The sequence below is a fragment of the Streptosporangium sp. NPDC087985 genome, assembly GCF_044741965.1.
Lineage (GTDB): Bacteria > Actinomycetota > Actinomycetes > Streptosporangiales > Streptosporangiaceae > Streptosporangium.
This window is the reverse complement of the sequence record NZ_JBIUTQ010000015.1, coordinates 157,903-175,563: the sequence shown is the minus strand read 5'-3', so window position 1 is coordinate 175,563 and position 17,661 is coordinate 157,903. Positions and strand designations below refer to the sequence as shown.

The window sequence follows — 17,661 nt, the reverse complement described above, 5'->3', positions numbered from 1 at the left end:
TGGTACTGCACCGGGGACGGTGTGGGAGAGTAGGTCGCCGCCGGACAATCTTTTGGGAAAGGCCACCCCGTTTGGGGTGGCCTTTCCTGTTTTCCAGGCCTTTCTGCTTTTCAGGCTCTTTCCTCTGCCTTCCGGGGTCCGTCGGGAACCTCTCGGTGAGGTCAGTAGGCTGGAGACGTGGACTATCGAGCGGTTGAACTGGCAATCATGGAACGCGGCGTCGAGTGGAACTTCGAGCCCACTCTCGACAGGATCGCCGCGCTCATGGACGTGCTGGGTTCCCCGCAGCATTCCTATCCCGTCGTGCACGTCGCCGGGACCAACGGCAAGTCGAGCACGACCCGCATGATCGAGACGATTCTGCGCGAGCGCAACCTGCGCGTCGGCCGTTTCACCAGCCCGCACCTTGTCTCTATGCGTGAGCGCATCTGTGTGGACGGCGCTCCGCTGAGCGAGGAGCGTTTCGTCGAGGTCTACGAGGACATCGCGCCCTGCCTCGGGCTGATCGATGCTCAGGGCCGCCGCCTGTCCTTCTTCGAGACCCTGACCGCGATGGCCTTCGCGGCCTTCGCGGACGCCCCTGTCGACGTCGCGGTCATCGAGACCGGCATGGGCGGCAGCTTCGACGCCACCAACGTCGCCGACGGTGCGGTGTCTGTCATCACCCCTGTCTCCCTGGACCACGTCGACTATCTCGGTCCCGACATCGCGACGATCGCGGGGGAGAAGGCCGGCATCATCAAGCCCGGGGCGACCGTCATACTCGCCCAGCAGGAGCTCCCCGCGGCCGAGGTTCTGATACGCAGGGCGGCCGAGGTGGGTGCCACCGTGGCTCGCGAGGGGCTGGAGTTCGGAGTGCTCGGCAGGGAGCTGGCGATCGGCGGGCAGCTGCTCCGTCTCAGAAGCCTCAAGGGGACCTACGACGAGGTTCTGCTCCCCCTTTACGGCGCGCACCAGGCGAGCAACGCCGCCTGCGCCCTGGCCGCGGTCGAGGCGCTGACCGTCGGGGACGACCCGCTCGACGCTGAGCTGGTACGGCAGGCGTTCCTACAGGTGAGCTCGCCGGGCAGGCTTGAGGTCGTACGGCGGGGCCCCACGGTGCTGGTGGACGCCGCGCACAACCCTGCCGGGATCCAGGCCACCCTGGAGGCCGTACAGGAGTCGTTCGACTTCGCGAAGCTCATCGGGGTGGTGGCGGTGTTCGAGGACAAGGACGTCGAAGGCATTCTGGAGCTGATGGAGCCGATGATGGACGAGATCGTGGTGACCCGGAACTCCTCGCCCAGGTCCATGGACGTGGATGATCTCGCCGCGCTCGCCGAGGAGATCTTCGGGGTGGACCGGGTCCACCAGGTCGAGCGGCTGGATGGTGCGATCGACCGGGCTATCGAGATGGTGGACGCTCTGGGCGAGTTCAGCGGGGCCGGGGTGCTGATCACCGGGTCGGTGGTCACCGCCGGGGACGCGCGGCTGCTGCTCAAGGTGGACGAGGCCAGGTGAGCCGGGTGACGGAGGAAGGGCGAGAGATGATCACGGTTACTCCGGGCATGCGGCGGCTCTGTTCCAGCGTGCTGGGTATGGAGGCGATCGTCATCGGGCTGTTCACCCCGGTGGCCATTAACACCGGGGGCATTGAGCCGGCTGTCGCGGTGACCGTCGGGATCGGTCTGGCGGTCCTGTGCGTTCTGGTCACGGGCCTGTTGAAGCGTCCCTTCGCCTATGTGCTGGGGAGTGGGATCCAGGTGCTCGCCATCGCCGCGGGCTTCCTGGTCCCTTCCATGTTCCTCCTGGGGGCGATCTTTGCGGCGCTGTGGATTACGGCGATATTCGTCGCTCGCCGTGTCGAGGGCGTGACTTCCCGCTAAAGTCGGCCAACATGGCCGTCCCTCCCATTCAGCCGACTCGGGCGGTGACCGCTGGGCCCGAGGGCCTGACGCGCACGCTCGGTGTCTCCGTGGTGCTTGACGTCGTCCTCGGGTTGCTCGTCGCGCTGGTCCTGCCACTGGCGATCGTCGCCATCCCCAACACCATCTCGGTGGTGGCCGCCCTGCTCCCCTCTGAGATCTCGCAGATCGCGATGGTGCGGGCACATGGGCTGGCGCTGCCCGCGATGGTGCTCACCGTGCCGCTGGCGGCCCTCGCCGTGCGCCGTATGCGGGCGGCTCCCCTCCTGGTCGGTGGACTTGCCCTGCTCGCGGTGGCCGAGGCCGCCGGGGGCTACGCAAACTCCGCGCCGGCGGTGGGGGCCTTGCGGGTCCTGCACGGGATCGGCGCGGGCCTGTTGGTGCCCGCCACGTTGGTGGCGGTCTGGGAGCGGTCACCGCTCCTGCGTGCGATGTGGGGAGGCATGCTCGCGCTGAGCCTGCTGACCGCGCAGGCGCTCGCTCTGTGGCCCCTTGACGAGGCGAGGTCCTGGAGGGTCACGCTCCAGCCCTACCCGATGCTCACGGGTGTCGCGCTCCTCCTGGCCGCTCTCTACCTCGTGCTCTGGGTGAGAAGCGGCGAGAACACCGTGACCGCCGATGGGCCGAGCGCCACGGAGCGCAGACGTCTGCTGATGGCGGCCGGGCCTGCTGCGGGCATCGCCGTTCTGGCCCTGGGAAGCACCTTCGACTGGCCGCCGGGACTGCTGGTTCTCGCGGCGCTGCTGTCCATCCTCGTGCTTTTCGGGTCTGCCGCCCTGGGCGCCTTCGACGGTGTCAGCGGCCGGGCACCCGCTTACACGATGCTCACGGTGAGCATCGTCATCCTGCCCACCGCCGCCCAGGTCACCTATGTCGAGCTCGGCGGCCTGGGCGGTCCGGGACTGTCCGGGCTGTGGCCGGCTTTCGCGGTCGCCGGAGCCATCGGTGTCATCGCCGCGGTGCTGGCGGACCGGCTGGGCGAAGGGGGCATGCTCCTGACCGGTGCGGGTGGCCTGCTGGCTGTGGTGGCCGGGCTCTGTGCCGTCCGGCTGCTCCTTCCCACCTCCGACGGACTCCTGTTGATCGTCCCGTTCACGCTGATCGGAGTCGGGGCCTCGGTGGCACTCACCTCCGCGTTGCGCTCGTGCGGCTCGGGCGCGGCGCTCTTCGGGCTGTCGCTGTTCTTTCCCGGAGTGCTCTCCGGCTTCCTGCTGGGCAGCGGCATTCAGGTCACCTGGCTGAAGGACGCGAAGACCCCCCAGGCGATGGTCGACGGGTTCGTCGGCGCACTCCATCTGTGGGCTCTGATCGGTGGCGGTCTGGTGGTCGTGGCGATCGTGCTGTGCGCGGTTCTGAGCCGCCGTTCCCCGGGTGCCGTGTTCGATGCGGTGAGCATCCCGGTGGCCGCGGGGACCGCCGGAGAGGACTACGGCTCGCGTTTCCCCACGTCTCCGGCGGTCGTGACGTCTGCGCCGGATTCCCGATCGGGTGAGACCGGCACGCTGCCGGTGGTGCCACCGCCCGCGCCGTCTCCGGAGGATGCCCAGGGAGAGGGGCCCTCTCGTCCGTGACCTCGCCGACCACGGGGAATCGGGCCGGGGAGGGTAAACTTCGCGCGTTCATCACCGTTTGTGAATCATCTTTACTGTTCAAAGGAGAACCTCAGTGTCCGAGCGCACTCTTGTCCTGATCAAGCCCGACGGTGTCGCGCGCGGCCTCATCGGCGACGTGATCGCCCGAGTCGAGCGCAAAGGCCTGAAGGTCGTGGCGCTGGAACTGCGCACCCTGGACGTCGAGACCGCCAAGGCGCACTACGCCGAGCACTCCGAGCGGCCGTTCTTCGGCGAGCTGGTCGAGTTCATCACCTCCGGCCCGCTGGTCGCGCTGGTCCTTGAGGGTCCCCGGGCCATCGAGGCCTTCCGCGCGCTCGCCGGCCTGACCGACCCGGTCAAGTCCGCTCCCGGCACCATCCGTGGCGACCACGCCCTGGAGATCGGTGAGAACGTGGTCCACGGCTCCGACTCGCCCGAGTCCGCCGCGCGCGAGATCAAGATCTTCTTCCCGGACCGTTTCTAGGCCTTATCGGTCTCCGGCACCGGCGAGCCTCGGCACCCCCTGGGGGTGCCGAGGCTCGACCTATTTGGCGCGTCTTAAGATTTTCCTGGAACTGAAGGGCTCATTGCGCTCAAGGGTGGGTACGTCACGTTACGATTCGAGTGCGTTCTGTAGTTTTCGCCGACGACCTCACGGAAGGAGGGCCGCCTTCCCCATGAGCAGCATGCTTTCTTTTCTCGGCCGCGACATGGCAGTCGACCTCGGCACCGCCAACACACTCGTCTACGTTCGGGGTCGCGGCATCGTGCTCAATGAGCCGTCCGTCGTCGCGATCAACACGATCTCAGGCAAGATCGTCGCCATTGGCATCGAGGCCAAGCGCATGATCGGCCGCACCCCGGGCAACATCGTAGCGATCAGGCCGCTCAAGGACGGCGTCATCGCCGACTTCGACGTCACTGAACGCATGCTCCGCTACTTCATCCAGCGTGTGCACAGGCGCCGTCACTTCGCCAAGCCCCGCATCATCATCGCGGTGCCGAGCGGGATCACCGGGGTGGAGCAGCGCGCGGTCAAGGAGGCCGGTTACCAGGCGGGGGCGCGCCAGGTCTACATCGTCGAGGAGCCGATGGCGGCGGCGATCGGCGCGGGGCTCCCCGTGCACGAGCCGACCGGCAACATGGTGGTCGACGTCGGCGGAGGCACCACCGAGGTGGCCATCATCTCGATGGGGGGCGTGGTGACCAGCCAGTCGATCCGGGTGGGCGGCGACGAGCTGGACCAGGCGATCATCGGCTTCGCGAAGAAGGAGTATTCGCTCATGCTCGGCGAGCGGACCGCCGAGGAGATCAAGATGGCGATCGGATCCGCCTGCGTGCTCCCTGACGAGGGACATGCCGAGATCCGGGGACGCGACCTGGTCAGTGGCCTGCCCAAGACGATCATTGTGTCGGCCCATGAGATCCGTAAGGCCACAGAGGAGTCGGTGAACGCGATCGTGGACGCGGTCAAGACCACCCTGGACAAGTGTCCGCCGGAGCTTTCCGGGGATCTGATGGACCGGGGGATCGCTCTCACCGGAGGTGGCGCGCTTCTCAAGGGCATGGACGAGCGGCTCAAAGACGAGACGGGTATGCCGATCCATCTGGTGGACAACGCACTCGACTCCGTTGCCCTTGGCTCGGGTAAGTGTGTCGAGGACTTTGACGCCCTGCAGCAGGTCCTGGTCCCGGAGCCGCGACACTGATGAAAGACACGCGTCGGGCACGGATGAGCCTAGGGCTGCTGCTGGCCGCGGCGCTCGTGCTCATGACCGTGGATCATCGGGCAGGCGACGACTCTCCTTTCGGCCCTCTTCGGGGGGTCGGCACGGCTCTGTTCGGCACTGCGGAGAGCGCGGGGGCCGGCGTCATCAGGCCGGTCGGGCAGTTCTTCGAGACGATGGTCGGAGCGCCTGACGCGCAGCGTCGGATCGACGCGCTGAGTGCGGAGAACCAGCGGCTCAAGCGTGATCTGCTGGAACAGAGCCTGAATCGGCGGCGCTCAGCCGAGCTGGGACGCCTGTTGAGGGTTGCCGGGACCGCCGGATACAAGATCGTGCCCGCTCAGGTGATCGCCCGGCGTGGCACGCCCGGATTCGAGGAGGCCGTCGAGCTCGACGTGGGCAGCGCCGACGGGGTGCGGTCGGAGATGACCGTGTTGAACGGTGACGGTCTGGTGGGGCGGGTGGTTCATGTGGGGACGTCCACCTCGACCGTGGTCCTGATCAGCGACCCCGCGTCAGCGGCCGGGGCACGGCTGGAGGGAAGCAACGAGATCGGCGTGGTGTACGGAGTCGGGGAGAACGGCCGCCTGGTCCGTTTCCGGCTGCTCGACTCGACCGCACAGATCGCCCCGGGCCGCAGGATCGTGAGCTTCGGTTCCCAGCGCGGCGTGCCTTACGTGGCGGGGGTGCCGATCGGGGTGGTGGAGCGGGTGGAGGCCACGCCCGGAGAACTGACCCGGATGGCCTACGCGCGGCCGTACGCCGACCTCACCGCCCTGGATGTGGTCGGTGTGGTGGTTCAGGCGCCGCAGCGCGACCCGCGTGACGCGGTGCGGCCCGACGCGCCGGACAAGCCCAACGCGCCGGACAAGCCCAACGCGCCGGACAAGCCCAACGCGCCGGACAAGCCCAACGCGCCGGACAAGCCCAACGCGCCGGACAAGCCCAACGTGCCGGACAAGCCCGATGGGTCACGGAAACCCAAGGCGTCGCGCAGGATCGATGTGCCGAAGAAGGGTGCTTGACAGTGGGCGGCCGCGATGTGATCTCCGTGGGGATGCTACTGCTGGTCATGGTCGTCCAGGTGACGGTCGTGAACCGGCTGCCGCTCCCCGGCGTGGGGGCACCCGATCTGGTGCTCCTCGCCCTGATCGGCTACGCGCTGGCCCGCGGGGCAGCAGCCGGGGCGACCATGGGTTTCTGTGCCGGGCTGGCCAGTGACGTGCTGCCGCCCGCCACGCACGTGATCGGACAGTACGCGCTGGTGCTGTGCCTGATCGGGTTCATGGCCGGGCGGGTGGCGGAGAGTTATCCGGCGGCCGTGCAGCTCACGGCGTTGACCTGTGCGGCCGCCGGGCCGCTGGTCGCTGTGGCGGTGGGTGCGCTGCTTGGGGACAGCCGGATCAACCAGTCCATGATCATGACGACGCTGCCCCAGATGGTCCTTTACAACGTGCTGGTCGCACCGCCGCTGGTGTGGGTGGTGACGAGAATCGTCCGGGGGCCCCGGACACGGGCTTTGCGACCGGCGGGGTATCTGACGCGAGGCCGCATATGAGCGGGCGAGTCGGCGGGCACCGTGTTCTCCCATCACGCTCGGACACGCCGTTGGGCAAGGAGCGGACATGATCCGGATGCGGAGCCGGTTGGTCGTGCTGCAGGTGTTGGCGGTGTCGTTGCTGGCGCTGCTGGCCGTACGGCTCTGGCAGGTGCAGGTGGTGCGTGGCAAGGAGTTCGTGGCGGCCGCGACCGAGACGCGCACGCGTGACGTGGTCGTGCCGGCGGTGCGTGGGCAGATTCTCGACTCGGCCGGGCGGCCGCTGGTGCGTAACCGCACCAGGCTGGTGGTCTCGGTGGACCGTACGAGCCTGAACCGGATGGAGGGTAACGGCCGGGTCGTGCTCCAGCGGCTGGCCTCGGTGCTGGGCCAGCGGCCTGCGGATCTGCGCCAGCGCCTGAGGATTTGCGGTCCGGGAGTCTCCAGGCCCTGCTGGCCCGGCTCGCCGTACCAGCCGATCCCGATCGACAACAACGTCACGACCCGCGAGGCCCTGCAGATTCTGGAGCGTCAGGAGGATTTTCCCGGAGTAACCGCCGAGGTGCAGGCGGTGCGGGAGTATCCGGGCAACACGGCGGGCGCGCAGGCGCTCGGCTATCTGCAGCCGATCACCCAGGCTGAGATGGAGAAGCGCGCCGGGTCCAGGACGGTGTTCTCCGGGGTGGACCTGATCGGCCGGGACGGCTTGGAGTCGGTGTACGACAGCGCGCTTCGAGGGGTGCCCGGCTTGCGGCGGGTGCAGGTGGACCGGCTCGGCAAGGCGATCGGGGTGGAGCGGCAGGTGCCGCCGACGTCTGGGGACACGCTCATCACCAGCATCGACGCCAAGGTGCAGGCCGTGACCGAGAAGGCCCTGGCCGAGGCCATGAAATCCGCTCCCCGGGCCGACGGCGCGGCGGGAGTGGTGCTCGACGTGAGGACCGGGCGGGTGATCGCGCTGGCCAGTGCGCCGACCTACAACCCGGCGATCTGGACCGGGGGAATCTCGGAGGCGGCCTACCAGCGTCTGCTGTCCGGCAAGGCCGGCAAGCCGCTGGTGTCGCGCGCCATCAAGGGGGAGTTCGCGCCGGGCTCGACGTTCAAAGTCTCGTCGGTGTCGGCGATGCTCAAGGACGGCTACCCCCTGCACGGCCAGTATGACTGCCCGGGTTCCTTCATGGTCGGCAGCCGGCCGTTCAACAACTTCCACGGCATCGGGATGGGCACGCTCAACCTGCACACGGCGCTGGTGAAGTCCTGCGACACGATCTTCTACCGGGCGGCCTACGAGCAGTGGCTGCGCGACGGCGGGCTGAAACCGAAGGCGAAGACCAAGGAACCGATGGCGGCCATGGCCCGTGCCTTCGGGTTCGGCCGTCCGACGGGCATCGACCTGCCGGGCGAGTCGGCCGGCAGGATCCCTGACCGGCAGTGGAAGAAGGAGCTCTGGTCGGTCACCAAGGGCGACAACTGCAAGCGGGCCAAGACCGGCTATCCGGACGTGGCCAAGACTGATCCCAGCCGGGCCGCCTTCCTCAAGCAGCTGGCGTACGAGAACTGCCTGGAGGGCTACCAGTGGCGGCCTGGCGACGCCGCCAACTTCTCCATCGGCCAGGGCGATGTCCTGGTGACCCCGCTGCAGCTCGCGGCGGCCTACGCGGCGCTGGTCGGAGACGGCAAGCTGCGCAGCCCCCGGCTGGGCTGGGCGCTGGTGCGGCCGGACGGCACCATGGTCAAGGAGATCAAGGTGCCGGTGGTGCGTAAGCTGCCGATCTCCGCCACGGAACGGGCCTATATCAAGGGGGCGCTGAGCGAGGTGCCCTCCGACGGCACGGCTGCCGGGGCCTTCGTCGGCTTCCCCATGGACAAGGTGAAAATCGGCGGTAAGACCGGCACCGCCGAGGTTTACGGCAAAGCAGACACCTCCTGGTTCGCCTCGTTCGCACCGGCCGACAAGCCCCGGTTCGTCGTTGTTGTCATGGTCTCCCAGGGCGGAATGGGCGCTGAGACCGCGGCTCCAGCCGCGCGGAAGATCTACGAGGGCATATACGGCTTCACTGCCGCCGGGGGACGGTCGTCCCCGGCGGCGCTGCCGGCGGGGCGCCCCGCCTCCGAGCCGCCGATGATCAAACGGGACGGCACGGTGGCGCGATGATCCGCACGATGGTGACGCCGCGCGGGTCCTTCGCCCGCAGGGCGGCGACGGCGTCGTCCGCGGTGCGCCGGATGGACGGGGTGCTGCTGGTCTCCGTCGCCGCGCTGTCGGTGATCGGCACGTTGCTGGTCTGGTCGTCCACCAGGACCTGGGCGCCCGGATCCACCGGGCTGGTCAAGAAGCACATCCTCAACCTCTGTATCGGGACCGTCCTGACCGGGGCGACGGCGATGTTGGACTATCGGAGGCTGCGGACCTACACGCCGCTGTTGTACGGGCTGTCCATGATCGGGCTGTTCCTGGTGACCACTCCTCTCGGTTCCACCGTGAACGGAGCCCACTCGTGGATCATGCTGGGTGGAGGCTTCGCCTTCCAGCCGTCGGAGTTCGCGAAGGTCGGCCTGCTGATGCTGCTGGCCATGTTGCTGGCCCAGCCCACCTCGGGCACCGGCCGGCCACGGAGCCTGGATGTCTGGATAGCGCTGGCGGTGGGCGCCTTCACCATGGGTCTGGTGATGATCCAGCCCGACCTGGGTACCACGATAGTCCTCGGGGTGATCACGGCCTCCGCGCTTGTCATCGCCGGGGTCCGCAAACGCTGGATCGGCATCCTCACCCTCCTCTCGGTTGGGAGCGCCGTGGCCGTGTGGTTCCTTGGCGTGCTGGAGCCCTATCAGATCTCCCGGTTCACCGCCTTCCTCAACCCCGCGAGTGATCCGCGCGGCGTGGGCTACAACAGCACCCAGTCGCTGATCGCCATCGGGTCGGGGGAACTGTTCGGCAAGGGGCTGTTCGACGGGGGGCAGACCACCGGCCGGTTCGTGCCCGAGCAGCACACCGACTTCATCTTCACCGTGGCGGGGGAGGAGTTCGGTTTTCTGGGCTCGGTCACCGTGGTGGCCCTGCTCGGTGTGATCCTGCTGCGCGGGATGCGGATCGCGCGGCAGTGCGACGACCGGTTCGGCGCGCTGATGGCCGGGGCGATCGTGTGCTGGCTGGCCTTCCAGTCCTTCGTCAACATCGGGATGACGATCGGGATCATGCCGATCACCGGTCTTCCGCTGCCGTTCGTCTCCTATGGGGGCACCGCGACCTTCGCCAATATGACCGCCATCGGACTGCTCCAAGCCATCCACATCCGAAAACAGCCCTTCTAGGCAGGCCGCCATGAGATCCGCCCGCATGTCCATGAGTCTGGACTCTCCTCGAGGCCGCGGGAGTCAGGCAGACCGGGCGGGGGAGGGCGGATGGCCGGGCAGACCGGGGGTTTCCGCCCCCTTGGCCTGCCTTGGCGCGCCCGGTAAGCGATCTCAGAAAGGAGCGGACGATGACGACTGTGGCCGAAGGCTCACTTCTCACCCGGGCCACCGTGGCACTCGGGCATGCCTGCCGGCAGGCCGGGCTCGACAGCGCGGGATCCGTCCCGCTGCGTGCCTCCGCCGGCACCGTCTACCATCTGCCCGCCCGGGGGGTGGTGGTACGGCTGGCGGAGGCGGCCACGCCGGGCACGTTCGACCGGCTGGCGACCTCGGTCCGGGTCACGCGCTGGCTGGCGGAGCAGGGATTCCCCACTGTCCGGCCGCTGAACGTCGGGCAGCCGGTCGTCGCGGAGGGATTCCTGGCGACCTTCTGGCGCCACGAGGAGCACATCGGGCCGCCGCCCGACCCGGCGCAGTTGGGGCCGTTACTGCGGAGGCTGCACGATCTGCCGCCCGTGCCGTTCGACCTGCCGGCCCATGATCCGTTCGGAGCTGTGCGCCGGGCGATCCTGGTGGGTCTCGCACTCGACGAGGACGACCGGGGCTGGCTGCTCGAACGCTGCGACGCACTGACCGAGACCTACTCCGAGCGGGTGGAGTTCGCCCTGCCGTACGGGCTCACGCACGGGGACGCCCACAGCGGGAACATGATCCGCACGCGTGACGGTTTCCTGCTGTGCGACTGGGACGGAGTGTGCGCGGGGCCGAGGGAGATCGATCTGGTCCCGACCTCGCAGGGAGCGCGTTTCGGGCTGACCGAGCGGCAGCGGTCCAATTTCATCGAGGCCTACGGGTACGACGTGACCCGATGGGACGGCTACCCGGTGCTGCGTGACATGCGTGAACTGCAGACCCTTACCTCCCTGCTGCGCAGTGCCCACCGTGCTACCGGGGCCCGCGACGAGCTGCGGAACCGGCTTGACTCGCTACGAGCGAGAGACGACCGCCTGTGGCACCCCTTCTAGACGGATAGGCTTGACGGTATGTCTGTCGAGTCGCTGTTTCCCCGCCTGGAAGCGCTTCTGCCCAGGGTGCAGAAGCCGATCCAGTACGTCGGAGGTGAGCTCAACTCGACCGTCAAGAACTGGGACGAGACCACGGTCCGCTGGGCGCTGATGTATCCGGACGCCTATGAGGTGGGCCTGCCCAACCAGGGCGTTCAGATTCTCTACGAGATCCTCAACGAGATGCCTGAGACGCTGGCCGAGCGGACCTACGCGGTCTGGCCCGACCTTGAGGCGCTCATGCGGTCCGAGGGCGTTCCCCAGTTCACGGTCGACGCGCACCGGCCGGTGCGGGCGTTCGATGTGCTCGGGCTCTCGTTCTCGACCGAGCTGGGTTACACCAACATGCTGACCGCTCTGGACCTGGCGGGCATACCGCTGGAGGCCGTGGACCGAGGCGACGACGACCCGATCGTCCTCGCGGGCGGCCACGCGGCCTTCAACCCCGAGCCGGTCGCCGACTTCCTCGACGCCGCGGTGCTGGGCGACGGGGAGCAGATCGCCATCGCGATCACCGAGGTCATCCGTGAGTGGAAGGCCGAGGGCTCGCCCGGCGGACGCGACGAGCTGCTGATGCGGCTGGCCGAGTCCGGCGGGGTCTACGTGCCCAAGTTCTACGACGTCGACTATCACGCCGACGGCCGGATCCAGCGGGTCGCGCCGAACCGGTCGGGCGTGCCGTGGCGGGTCCACAAGCACACGGTCATGGACCTGGACGAGTGGCCCTATCCGAAGAAGCCGCTGGTCCCGCTGGCGGAGACCGTGCACGAGCGGTTCAGCGTAGAGATCTTCCGCGGCTGCACCCGTGGCTGCCGGTTCTGCCAGGCCGGAATGATCACCCGGCCGGTCCGGGAGCGCTCGATCACCACGATCGGCGACATGGTCGACGCGGGAGTCAAGGCGTCCGGGTTCAACGAGGTCGGCCTGCTGTCGCTCTCGTCGGCCGACCACTCCGAGATCGGCGAGGTCGCCAAGGGCCTGGCCGACCGCTACGAGGGCACCAACACCTCGTTGTCGCTGCCCTCGACCCGGGTCGACGCCTTCAACATCGACCTGGCGAACGAGTTCTCCCGTAACGGCCGCCGCTCGGGTCTGACGTTCGCCCCGGAGGGCGGCTCCGAGCGGATGCGCAAGGTGATCAACAAGATGGTCACCGAGGAAGACCTGATCAGAACCGTCACCACCGCCTACACCCAGGGCTGGCGGCAGGTGAAGCTCTACTTCATGTGTGGCCTGCCCACGGAGGAGGACGGCGACGTCCTCGGCATCGCGGACCTGGCCAAGAAGGTCATCAAGGCCGGCCGTGAGGCCACCGGGTCGCGAGACGTCCGCTGCACGGTCTCCATCGGCGGATTCGTGCCCAAGCCGCACACCCCGTTCCAGTGGGCGGCCCAGGCCGACCACGAGACGGTGGACCGCAGGCTCAAGGCGCTGAAGGACGCCCTGCGCGGCGACAAGGAGTACGGCAAGGCCATCGGCCTGCGCTACCACGACGGCAAGCCCTCGATCGTGGAGGGACTGCTCTCCCGGGGTGACCGCCGGGTGGGCAAGGTCATCCGCGCGGTGTGGGAGGGCGGCGGCCGGTTCGACGGCTGGAGCGAGCACTTCTCCTACCAGCGCTGGATGGCCGCCACGGCCAAGGTCGGCGTGGACGTCGACTGGTACACCACGCGGGAGCGCGAGGAGAACGAGGTCCTGCCCTGGGACCACCTCGACGCCGGCCTCGACCGCGAGTGGCTCTGGCAGGACTGGCAGGACGCCGTCAACGACGTCGAGGTCGAGGACTGCCGTTGGACTCCGTGCTACGACTGCGGTGTCTGTCCCACCATGGGCACCGAGATCCAGATCGGGCCCACGGGGAAGAAGTTGCTGCCACTGACGGTTGTCTGAGATAGGCCGTGCGTGGGCGCGGCCTATCCTGAATTGACGACCACGACTTGGGAAGGACGACACCACCCTGAAACCCGCTCCCGATGGGCCTCCGCCCGCGCCCGTAGTGCAGCGCCTGCGCGTGCGCTACGCCAAGCGCGGCCGCTTGCGCTTCACCAGCCACCGTGACATCTCCCGAGCCGTGGAACGCGCGGTCCGGCGGGCCGATGTGCCAGTGGCCTTCAGCGCGGGCTTCTCGCCTCACCCCAGGATCTCCTACGTGGGCGCGGTAGCACCCACCGGAGTCGCCAGCGAGGCCGAATACCTTGAGATCGGTGTGACACGCGAGTGCGATCCCGACCGGCTCCGTGCCGCGCTGGACACCTCGCTCCCGTCCGGTCTCGACGTGCTCGATGTCGTCGAGGCGGGCACCGGGAGCCTGGCTGACCGGCTGGAGTGTTCCGCCTGGGAGGTGCGGCTGCCGGAGACCGATCTCGCCCTTGCCCGGGCGGCGGTCGAGCGGTTCACCACCACCGAGCGGATCGAGGTGGAGCGCCTGACCAAAAAGGGGCCGCGCCGCTTCGACGCGCGAGAGGCGGTGCTGAGCCTTGAGGTTATTGAGGGAACTGAGACAACAGCAGGTCAGGCGTCCAGCCAGCCATGTGTCATACTTCGCATGGTTGTACGGCACGCAACTCCTGCCGTTCGACCCGACGATGTTCTTACTGGATTGCGTATTGTGGCTGACTTCGCGCCGCCGGTGCCCCCCGAGGTGACCAGGCTGGCGCAGGGACCGCTGGACGTGCGCACCGGTAAGCCCACCGACCCGCTCGACCTGGACCGCGACACTACGCGCGGCGGCGAAACGGAACCGGTGGGTCAGTACGTCGGCGGCGACCTATAGGACTTGGCGCCGGGCTCAGGCCCGGCGTACAGCGAGAGACGAGAGCTCCCGCGCGGCGCGGAGACGTGCCCGGGAGCTGACGGGAGAACGCCCGCATGCTCGACAACGAGCCCAACGTCGGGGTCAATGGCCCTGGCGAGGACATGAAGGAACAGACAGAGCCGACACGTCGTCGGCGGGCCGCCAGCCGGCCCGCGGGACCTCCGCCGGAGGAGCCCGAGCCCGCCCCGGTGGCGGTGGCTGTCACAGAGCGGCCTGCCGCCGTGTCTGAGGACACTCCGGAGGTGACTGCGGGGTCCGGGACCCCCGCGGCGGCCGTGGAGCCCGAGCCCGAAGCGGTTCAGGAGCCGGCGCCCAAGCGCGCCACCCGGCGCAGAGCGTCCACGACGGCGTCCACGACCACCACCCGGCGCAGCCGTGCGAAGAAGGCGGATGCCGGACCGGCCGCCGAGGTCGCTCCCGAACCGGTCGTGGAGACCGGGACCGAGGCGGCTCCGGAGCCAGCCGCCGAAGAGGCGGCCCCCGCACCGGTCAAGCGCAGCCGTACCCGCAGGAAGGCCGTCCAGCAGGACGAGCCGGTCGAAGCCAAGAAGATCGGCGATATCACCACGGCCGAGGCCGAGGAGGTCGCGGCGGCACTGCTGCTCGCCATGCCCGTCGACGAGGGGCTGGACGAGGAGCCGGCCGATGAGGACGTCGTCGAGGAGCGGCCGGGGCTGTTCGTCGATCCGTTCGGACTGGCCGCCCAGGAACGCGCCGAGGCTCCCTCGGTGACCTTCCAGGCGCCCGCGGCGGTGTTCCAGCCGCTGTTCCAGGCTCCGGATCCGTACCGGGCCGAGCAGCCGGCTCCCCGTCCGGCGCAGGGGCAGCAGCCCGCCGCGGTGCAGCACCCCGAGCCCGAGGCCGTGGAGGCCGAGCCCGAGGCCGTCGAGGAGCCCGACGAGGACGAGATCGACAGCGACGACGAGGCCGGTGGCCGTCGTCGCCGCCGCCGCAGGGGTGGTCGCGGCAGGGGCAAGACGCGCGAGCTGGACGAGACCGAGGACGACTCCGAACAGTCCGAGGATGTAACGGACTCCGAGGCCGATCAGGAACATGAAGAGGAGGCGGAGGGCGGCAACTCGCGTCGCCGTCGCCGCCGGCGGCGCAGGGGCACCGAGGAGCCGGGCGAGGTTCCGGACGACCCGCCGAACACGGTGGTGCGGATCCGCGCTCCCCGCGCCGGGCGCAGCACCTCGGTGGACGAGGTGCAGAGTGTGCGCGGCTCGACCCGTCTGGAGGCCAAGAAGCAGCGTCGCCGTGAGGGTCGCGAGCTCGGCCGGAGGCGTCCGCCGATCATCACCGAGTCGGAGTTCCTGGCCCGCAGGGAGTCCGTCGAACGTGTGATGGTGGTCCGTCGCACCGGCGGCCGGACCCAGATCGCGGTGCTGGAGGACGGCGTCCTCGTCGAGCACTACGTGAACCGTGAGGCGAGCCAGTCCTACGTGGGCAACGTCTACCTCGGCAAGGTGCAGAACGTTCTGCCGAGCATGGAGGCGGCGTTCGTCGACATCGGCAAGGGCCGTAACGCGGTCCTGTACGCCGGTGAGGTCAACTTCGACACCGCCGGGCTGGAGGGCCAGCCCAAGCGGATCGAGGTGGCGCTGAAGTCCGGTCAGTCGGTGCTGGTACAGGTCACCAAGGATCCGATCGGGCACAAGGGCGCGCGACTCACCTCGCAGATCAGCCTCCCCGGCCGTTACCTGGTCTATGTGCCCGATGGCTCGATGACCGGCATCAGCCGCAAGCTTCCCGACAAGGAGCGCACCCGTCTCAAGAGCATCCTGAAGAAGGTGATGCCGGAGAACGCCGGCGTCATCGTCCGCACGGCCGCCGAGGGCGCGTCGGAGGAGGAGCTCGACCGTGACGTGGCCAGGCTGTCGGCCCAGTGGGAGAACATCCAGCGCAAGGCCAAGTCGGCCAGCGCGCCGGAGCTGCTCTCCTCCGAGCCCGACCTGACCGTCCGGGTGGTCCGCGATGTCTTCAACGAGGACTTCACCTCGCTGGTCGTGGCGGGCGACGACGTGTGGGAGACGGTCGACGAATACGTCCGTTACGTCGCCCCGCATCTGGCCGAGCGGCTCTCCAAGTGGGAAGACGGCGCCGACGTCTTCGCCGCCTACCGGATCGACGAGCAGATCGCCAAGGCGATGGAGCGCAAGGTCTGGCTGCCCAGCGGCGGTTCGCTGGTGATCGACCGGACCGAGGCCATGACCGTGGTCGACGTCAACACCGGCAAATTCACCGGTCAGGGCGGCAACCTCGAGGAGACCGTCACCCGTAACAACCTGGAGGCGGCCGAGGAGATCGTCCGCCAGCTCAGGCTGCGGGACATCGGCGGCATCATCGTCATCGACTTCATCGACATGGTGCTGGAGAACAACCGGGACCTGGTGCTGCGGCGGCTGCTGGAGTGCCTGGCCCGCGACCGGACCAAGCACCAGGTCGCCGAGGTCACCTCCCTCGGTCTTGTGCAGATGACCCGTAAGCGGGTCGGACAGGGCCTCCTGGAGGCCTTCTCGACCGTCTGTGAGTGCTGCAACGGCCGTGGGCTCCACGTCTCGACCGAGCCGGTCGAGAGCAAGCCTGAGCCGCGTGGCACCCAGGGCAAGATGGCCGTGGAGAAGGCGGTCGCGGAGAGGCTCACCAAGGACGCGAGCCACGCCGTCGCGGCCAGCGGCCAGTCCGGCCGTGATACGGTGACCGATGCGCTTGATGACGTTCCAACTGAGGACGCGCAGGCCGTACAGGCTTCCGGGCGGGGGCGGCGACGCTCCCGCAAGGCCAAGTCGGCTGACTAGGTTCTGCCCCTCAGCAGGCAGAAGGTCTGAGGGGTAGGACCTAAGGCCGGTAACACGTAAGGCCTAGTCGGCCGTCAGGTCGGCGACCTCCGACGTTCCGCCCGGTTCGACCAGGACACCGGTAATCCGGTACCCTGGTGAACCGGTGCGCTCATGGCGCGCCCTGTTCGCGCGCCTACCTGGTTCGTCGGTCAAAACAGTGACCATAGCCGGATGCGGGGCGCAGCATCCAGCGAGCAAGTAGTCAGAAGAAGGGTTCCGCGGTGTACGCGATCGTTCGTTGCGGCGGCAGGCAGCAGAAGGTCTCCGTCGGTGACGTCCTCGAGGTGGACAAGGTCGCCGGTGAGGTCGGTTCCACGGTTTCGCTGCCGACGGTGCTCGTCGTCAACGATGGCGACGTGACCACTGAGGCGGGCAAGTTCACGGTTGCCGCCGAGATTCTCGGTGAGACCAAGGGTCCGAAGATCCGGATCCTCAAGTACAAGAACAAGAGCGGCTACAAGAAGCGCCAGGGTCACCGCCAGCGTTACACGCAGGTGAAGATCACCGGCATCGACCAGGCCTGAGTTTCGGGAGTTTTGCGAGATGGCACACAAGAAGGGCGCGTCGTCCACTCGGAACGGCCGTGACTCCAATGCACAGCGGCTTGGCGTGAAGCGCTTCGGCGGCCAGCTGGTCAACGCCGGCGAGATCATCGTCCGCCAGCGGGGCACCCACTTCCACCCGGGCGACAACGTCGGCCGCGGTGGCGATGACACGCTGTTCGCGCTGGCCGCCGGTCACGTGCAGTTCGGTGTCAAGCGCGGTCGTCGCGCAGTGAGCATCGTCCCGGTCGCGGAGTAGATCCGCACCGACAGACGTTAACGGCAG

Annotated in this window: 15 protein-coding genes; all 15 read left to right on the top strand. The window is 68.4% G+C overall.

Translation table 11 applies throughout. From position 1 onward, the window contains the following. Positions 1-207: 207 nt before the first annotated feature. The 15 genes from ACIN94_RS24510 to rpmA all read left to right on the top strand — a co-directional run bounded on the left by ACIN94_RS24510 (position 208) and on the right by rpmA (position 17,634). On the top strand, positions 208-1,500 hold the full coding sequence (locus ACIN94_RS24510; protein ID WP_400710180.1) for a bifunctional folylpolyglutamate synthase/dihydrofolate synthase: 1,293 nt from the start codon (positions 208-210) through the stop codon (positions 1,498-1,500). A gap of 26 nt (positions 1,501-1,526) precedes the next feature. Next, positions 1,527-1,865 (top strand): DUF4233 domain-containing protein, encoded by a 339-nt coding sequence (locus tag ACIN94_RS24505; RefSeq protein ID WP_400710144.1) that lies wholly within the window; start codon positions 1,527-1,529, stop codon positions 1,863-1,865. A gap of 11 nt (positions 1,866-1,876) precedes the next feature. Further along, positions 1,877-3,475 carry a hypothetical protein gene (locus ACIN94_RS24500; protein WP_400710142.1) on the top strand — a complete coding sequence of 533 codons (1,599 nt, stop codon included), beginning with the start codon at positions 1,877-1,879 and terminating at the stop codon, positions 3,473-3,475. 94 nt (positions 3,476-3,569) lie between these two features. Continuing rightward, complete coding sequence (gene ndk / locus ACIN94_RS24495; protein ID WP_307568467.1) at positions 3,570-3,980, top strand: nucleoside-diphosphate kinase; 411 nt, start codon at positions 3,570-3,572, stop codon at positions 3,978-3,980. Positions 3,981-4,173: 193 nt separating this feature from the next. Beyond that, positions 4,174-5,205 carry a rod shape-determining protein gene (locus ACIN94_RS24490; RefSeq protein WP_400710138.1) on the top strand — a complete coding sequence of 344 codons (1,032 nt, stop codon included), beginning with the start codon at positions 4,174-4,176 and terminating at the stop codon, positions 5,203-5,205. Beyond that, positions 5,205-6,248, top strand: coding sequence for a rod shape-determining protein MreC (locus ACIN94_RS24485; RefSeq protein WP_400710135.1), 1,044 nt, complete (start codon positions 5,205-5,207; stop codon positions 6,246-6,248). Before ACIN94_RS24490 ends, ACIN94_RS24485 begins: the two co-directional genes overlap by 1 nt. A 2-nt stretch (positions 6,249-6,250) precedes the next feature. Next, the gene (mreD, locus tag ACIN94_RS24480; RefSeq protein WP_400710177.1) at positions 6,251-6,781 is read left to right on the top strand and encodes a rod shape-determining protein MreD; all 531 of its coding nucleotides are present in this window, start codon (positions 6,251-6,253) and stop codon (positions 6,779-6,781) included. Between the two features lie 67 nt (positions 6,782-6,848). Continuing rightward, positions 6,849-8,915, top strand: a complete 2,067-nt coding sequence (gene mrdA, locus ACIN94_RS24475) for a penicillin-binding protein 2 (protein WP_400710132.1) — start codon at positions 6,849-6,851, stop codon at positions 8,913-8,915. Further along, a complete protein-coding gene (rodA, locus tag ACIN94_RS24470) occupies positions 8,912-10,072 on the top strand; it encodes a rod shape-determining protein RodA (RefSeq protein WP_400710130.1) in 1,161 nt (386 codons plus the stop codon). Before mrdA ends, rodA begins: the two co-directional genes overlap by 4 nt. Before the next feature lie 170 nt (positions 10,073-10,242). Further along, on the top strand, positions 10,243-11,139 hold the full coding sequence (locus ACIN94_RS24465; protein WP_400710127.1) for a phosphotransferase family protein: 897 nt from the start codon (positions 10,243-10,245) through the stop codon (positions 11,137-11,139). Positions 11,140-11,157: 18 nt separating this feature from the next. Further along, positions 11,158-13,068 (top strand): TIGR03960 family B12-binding radical SAM protein, encoded by a 1,911-nt coding sequence (locus ACIN94_RS24460; RefSeq protein WP_400710124.1) that lies wholly within the window; start codon positions 11,158-11,160, stop codon positions 13,066-13,068. 106 nt (positions 13,069-13,174) lie between these two features. Next, positions 13,175-13,951, top strand: coding sequence for a TIGR03936 family radical SAM-associated protein (locus ACIN94_RS24455; RefSeq protein WP_400710121.1), 777 nt, complete (start codon positions 13,175-13,177; stop codon positions 13,949-13,951). Positions 13,952-14,046: 95 nt separating this feature from the next. Continuing rightward, on the top strand, positions 14,047-16,791 hold the full coding sequence (locus tag ACIN94_RS24450; protein ID WP_400710118.1) for an Rne/Rng family ribonuclease: 2,745 nt from the start codon (positions 14,047-14,049) through the stop codon (positions 16,789-16,791). 263 nt (positions 16,792-17,054) lie between these two features. Next, positions 17,055-17,357, top strand: coding sequence for a 50S ribosomal protein L21 (rplU, locus tag ACIN94_RS24445; RefSeq protein WP_030924785.1), 303 nt, complete (start codon positions 17,055-17,057; stop codon positions 17,355-17,357). Between the two features lie 19 nt (positions 17,358-17,376). Next, a complete protein-coding gene (gene rpmA / locus ACIN94_RS24440) occupies positions 17,377-17,634 on the top strand; it encodes a 50S ribosomal protein L27 (RefSeq protein ID WP_012893687.1) in 258 nt (85 codons plus the stop codon). Positions 17,635-17,661 lie beyond the last annotated feature (27 nt).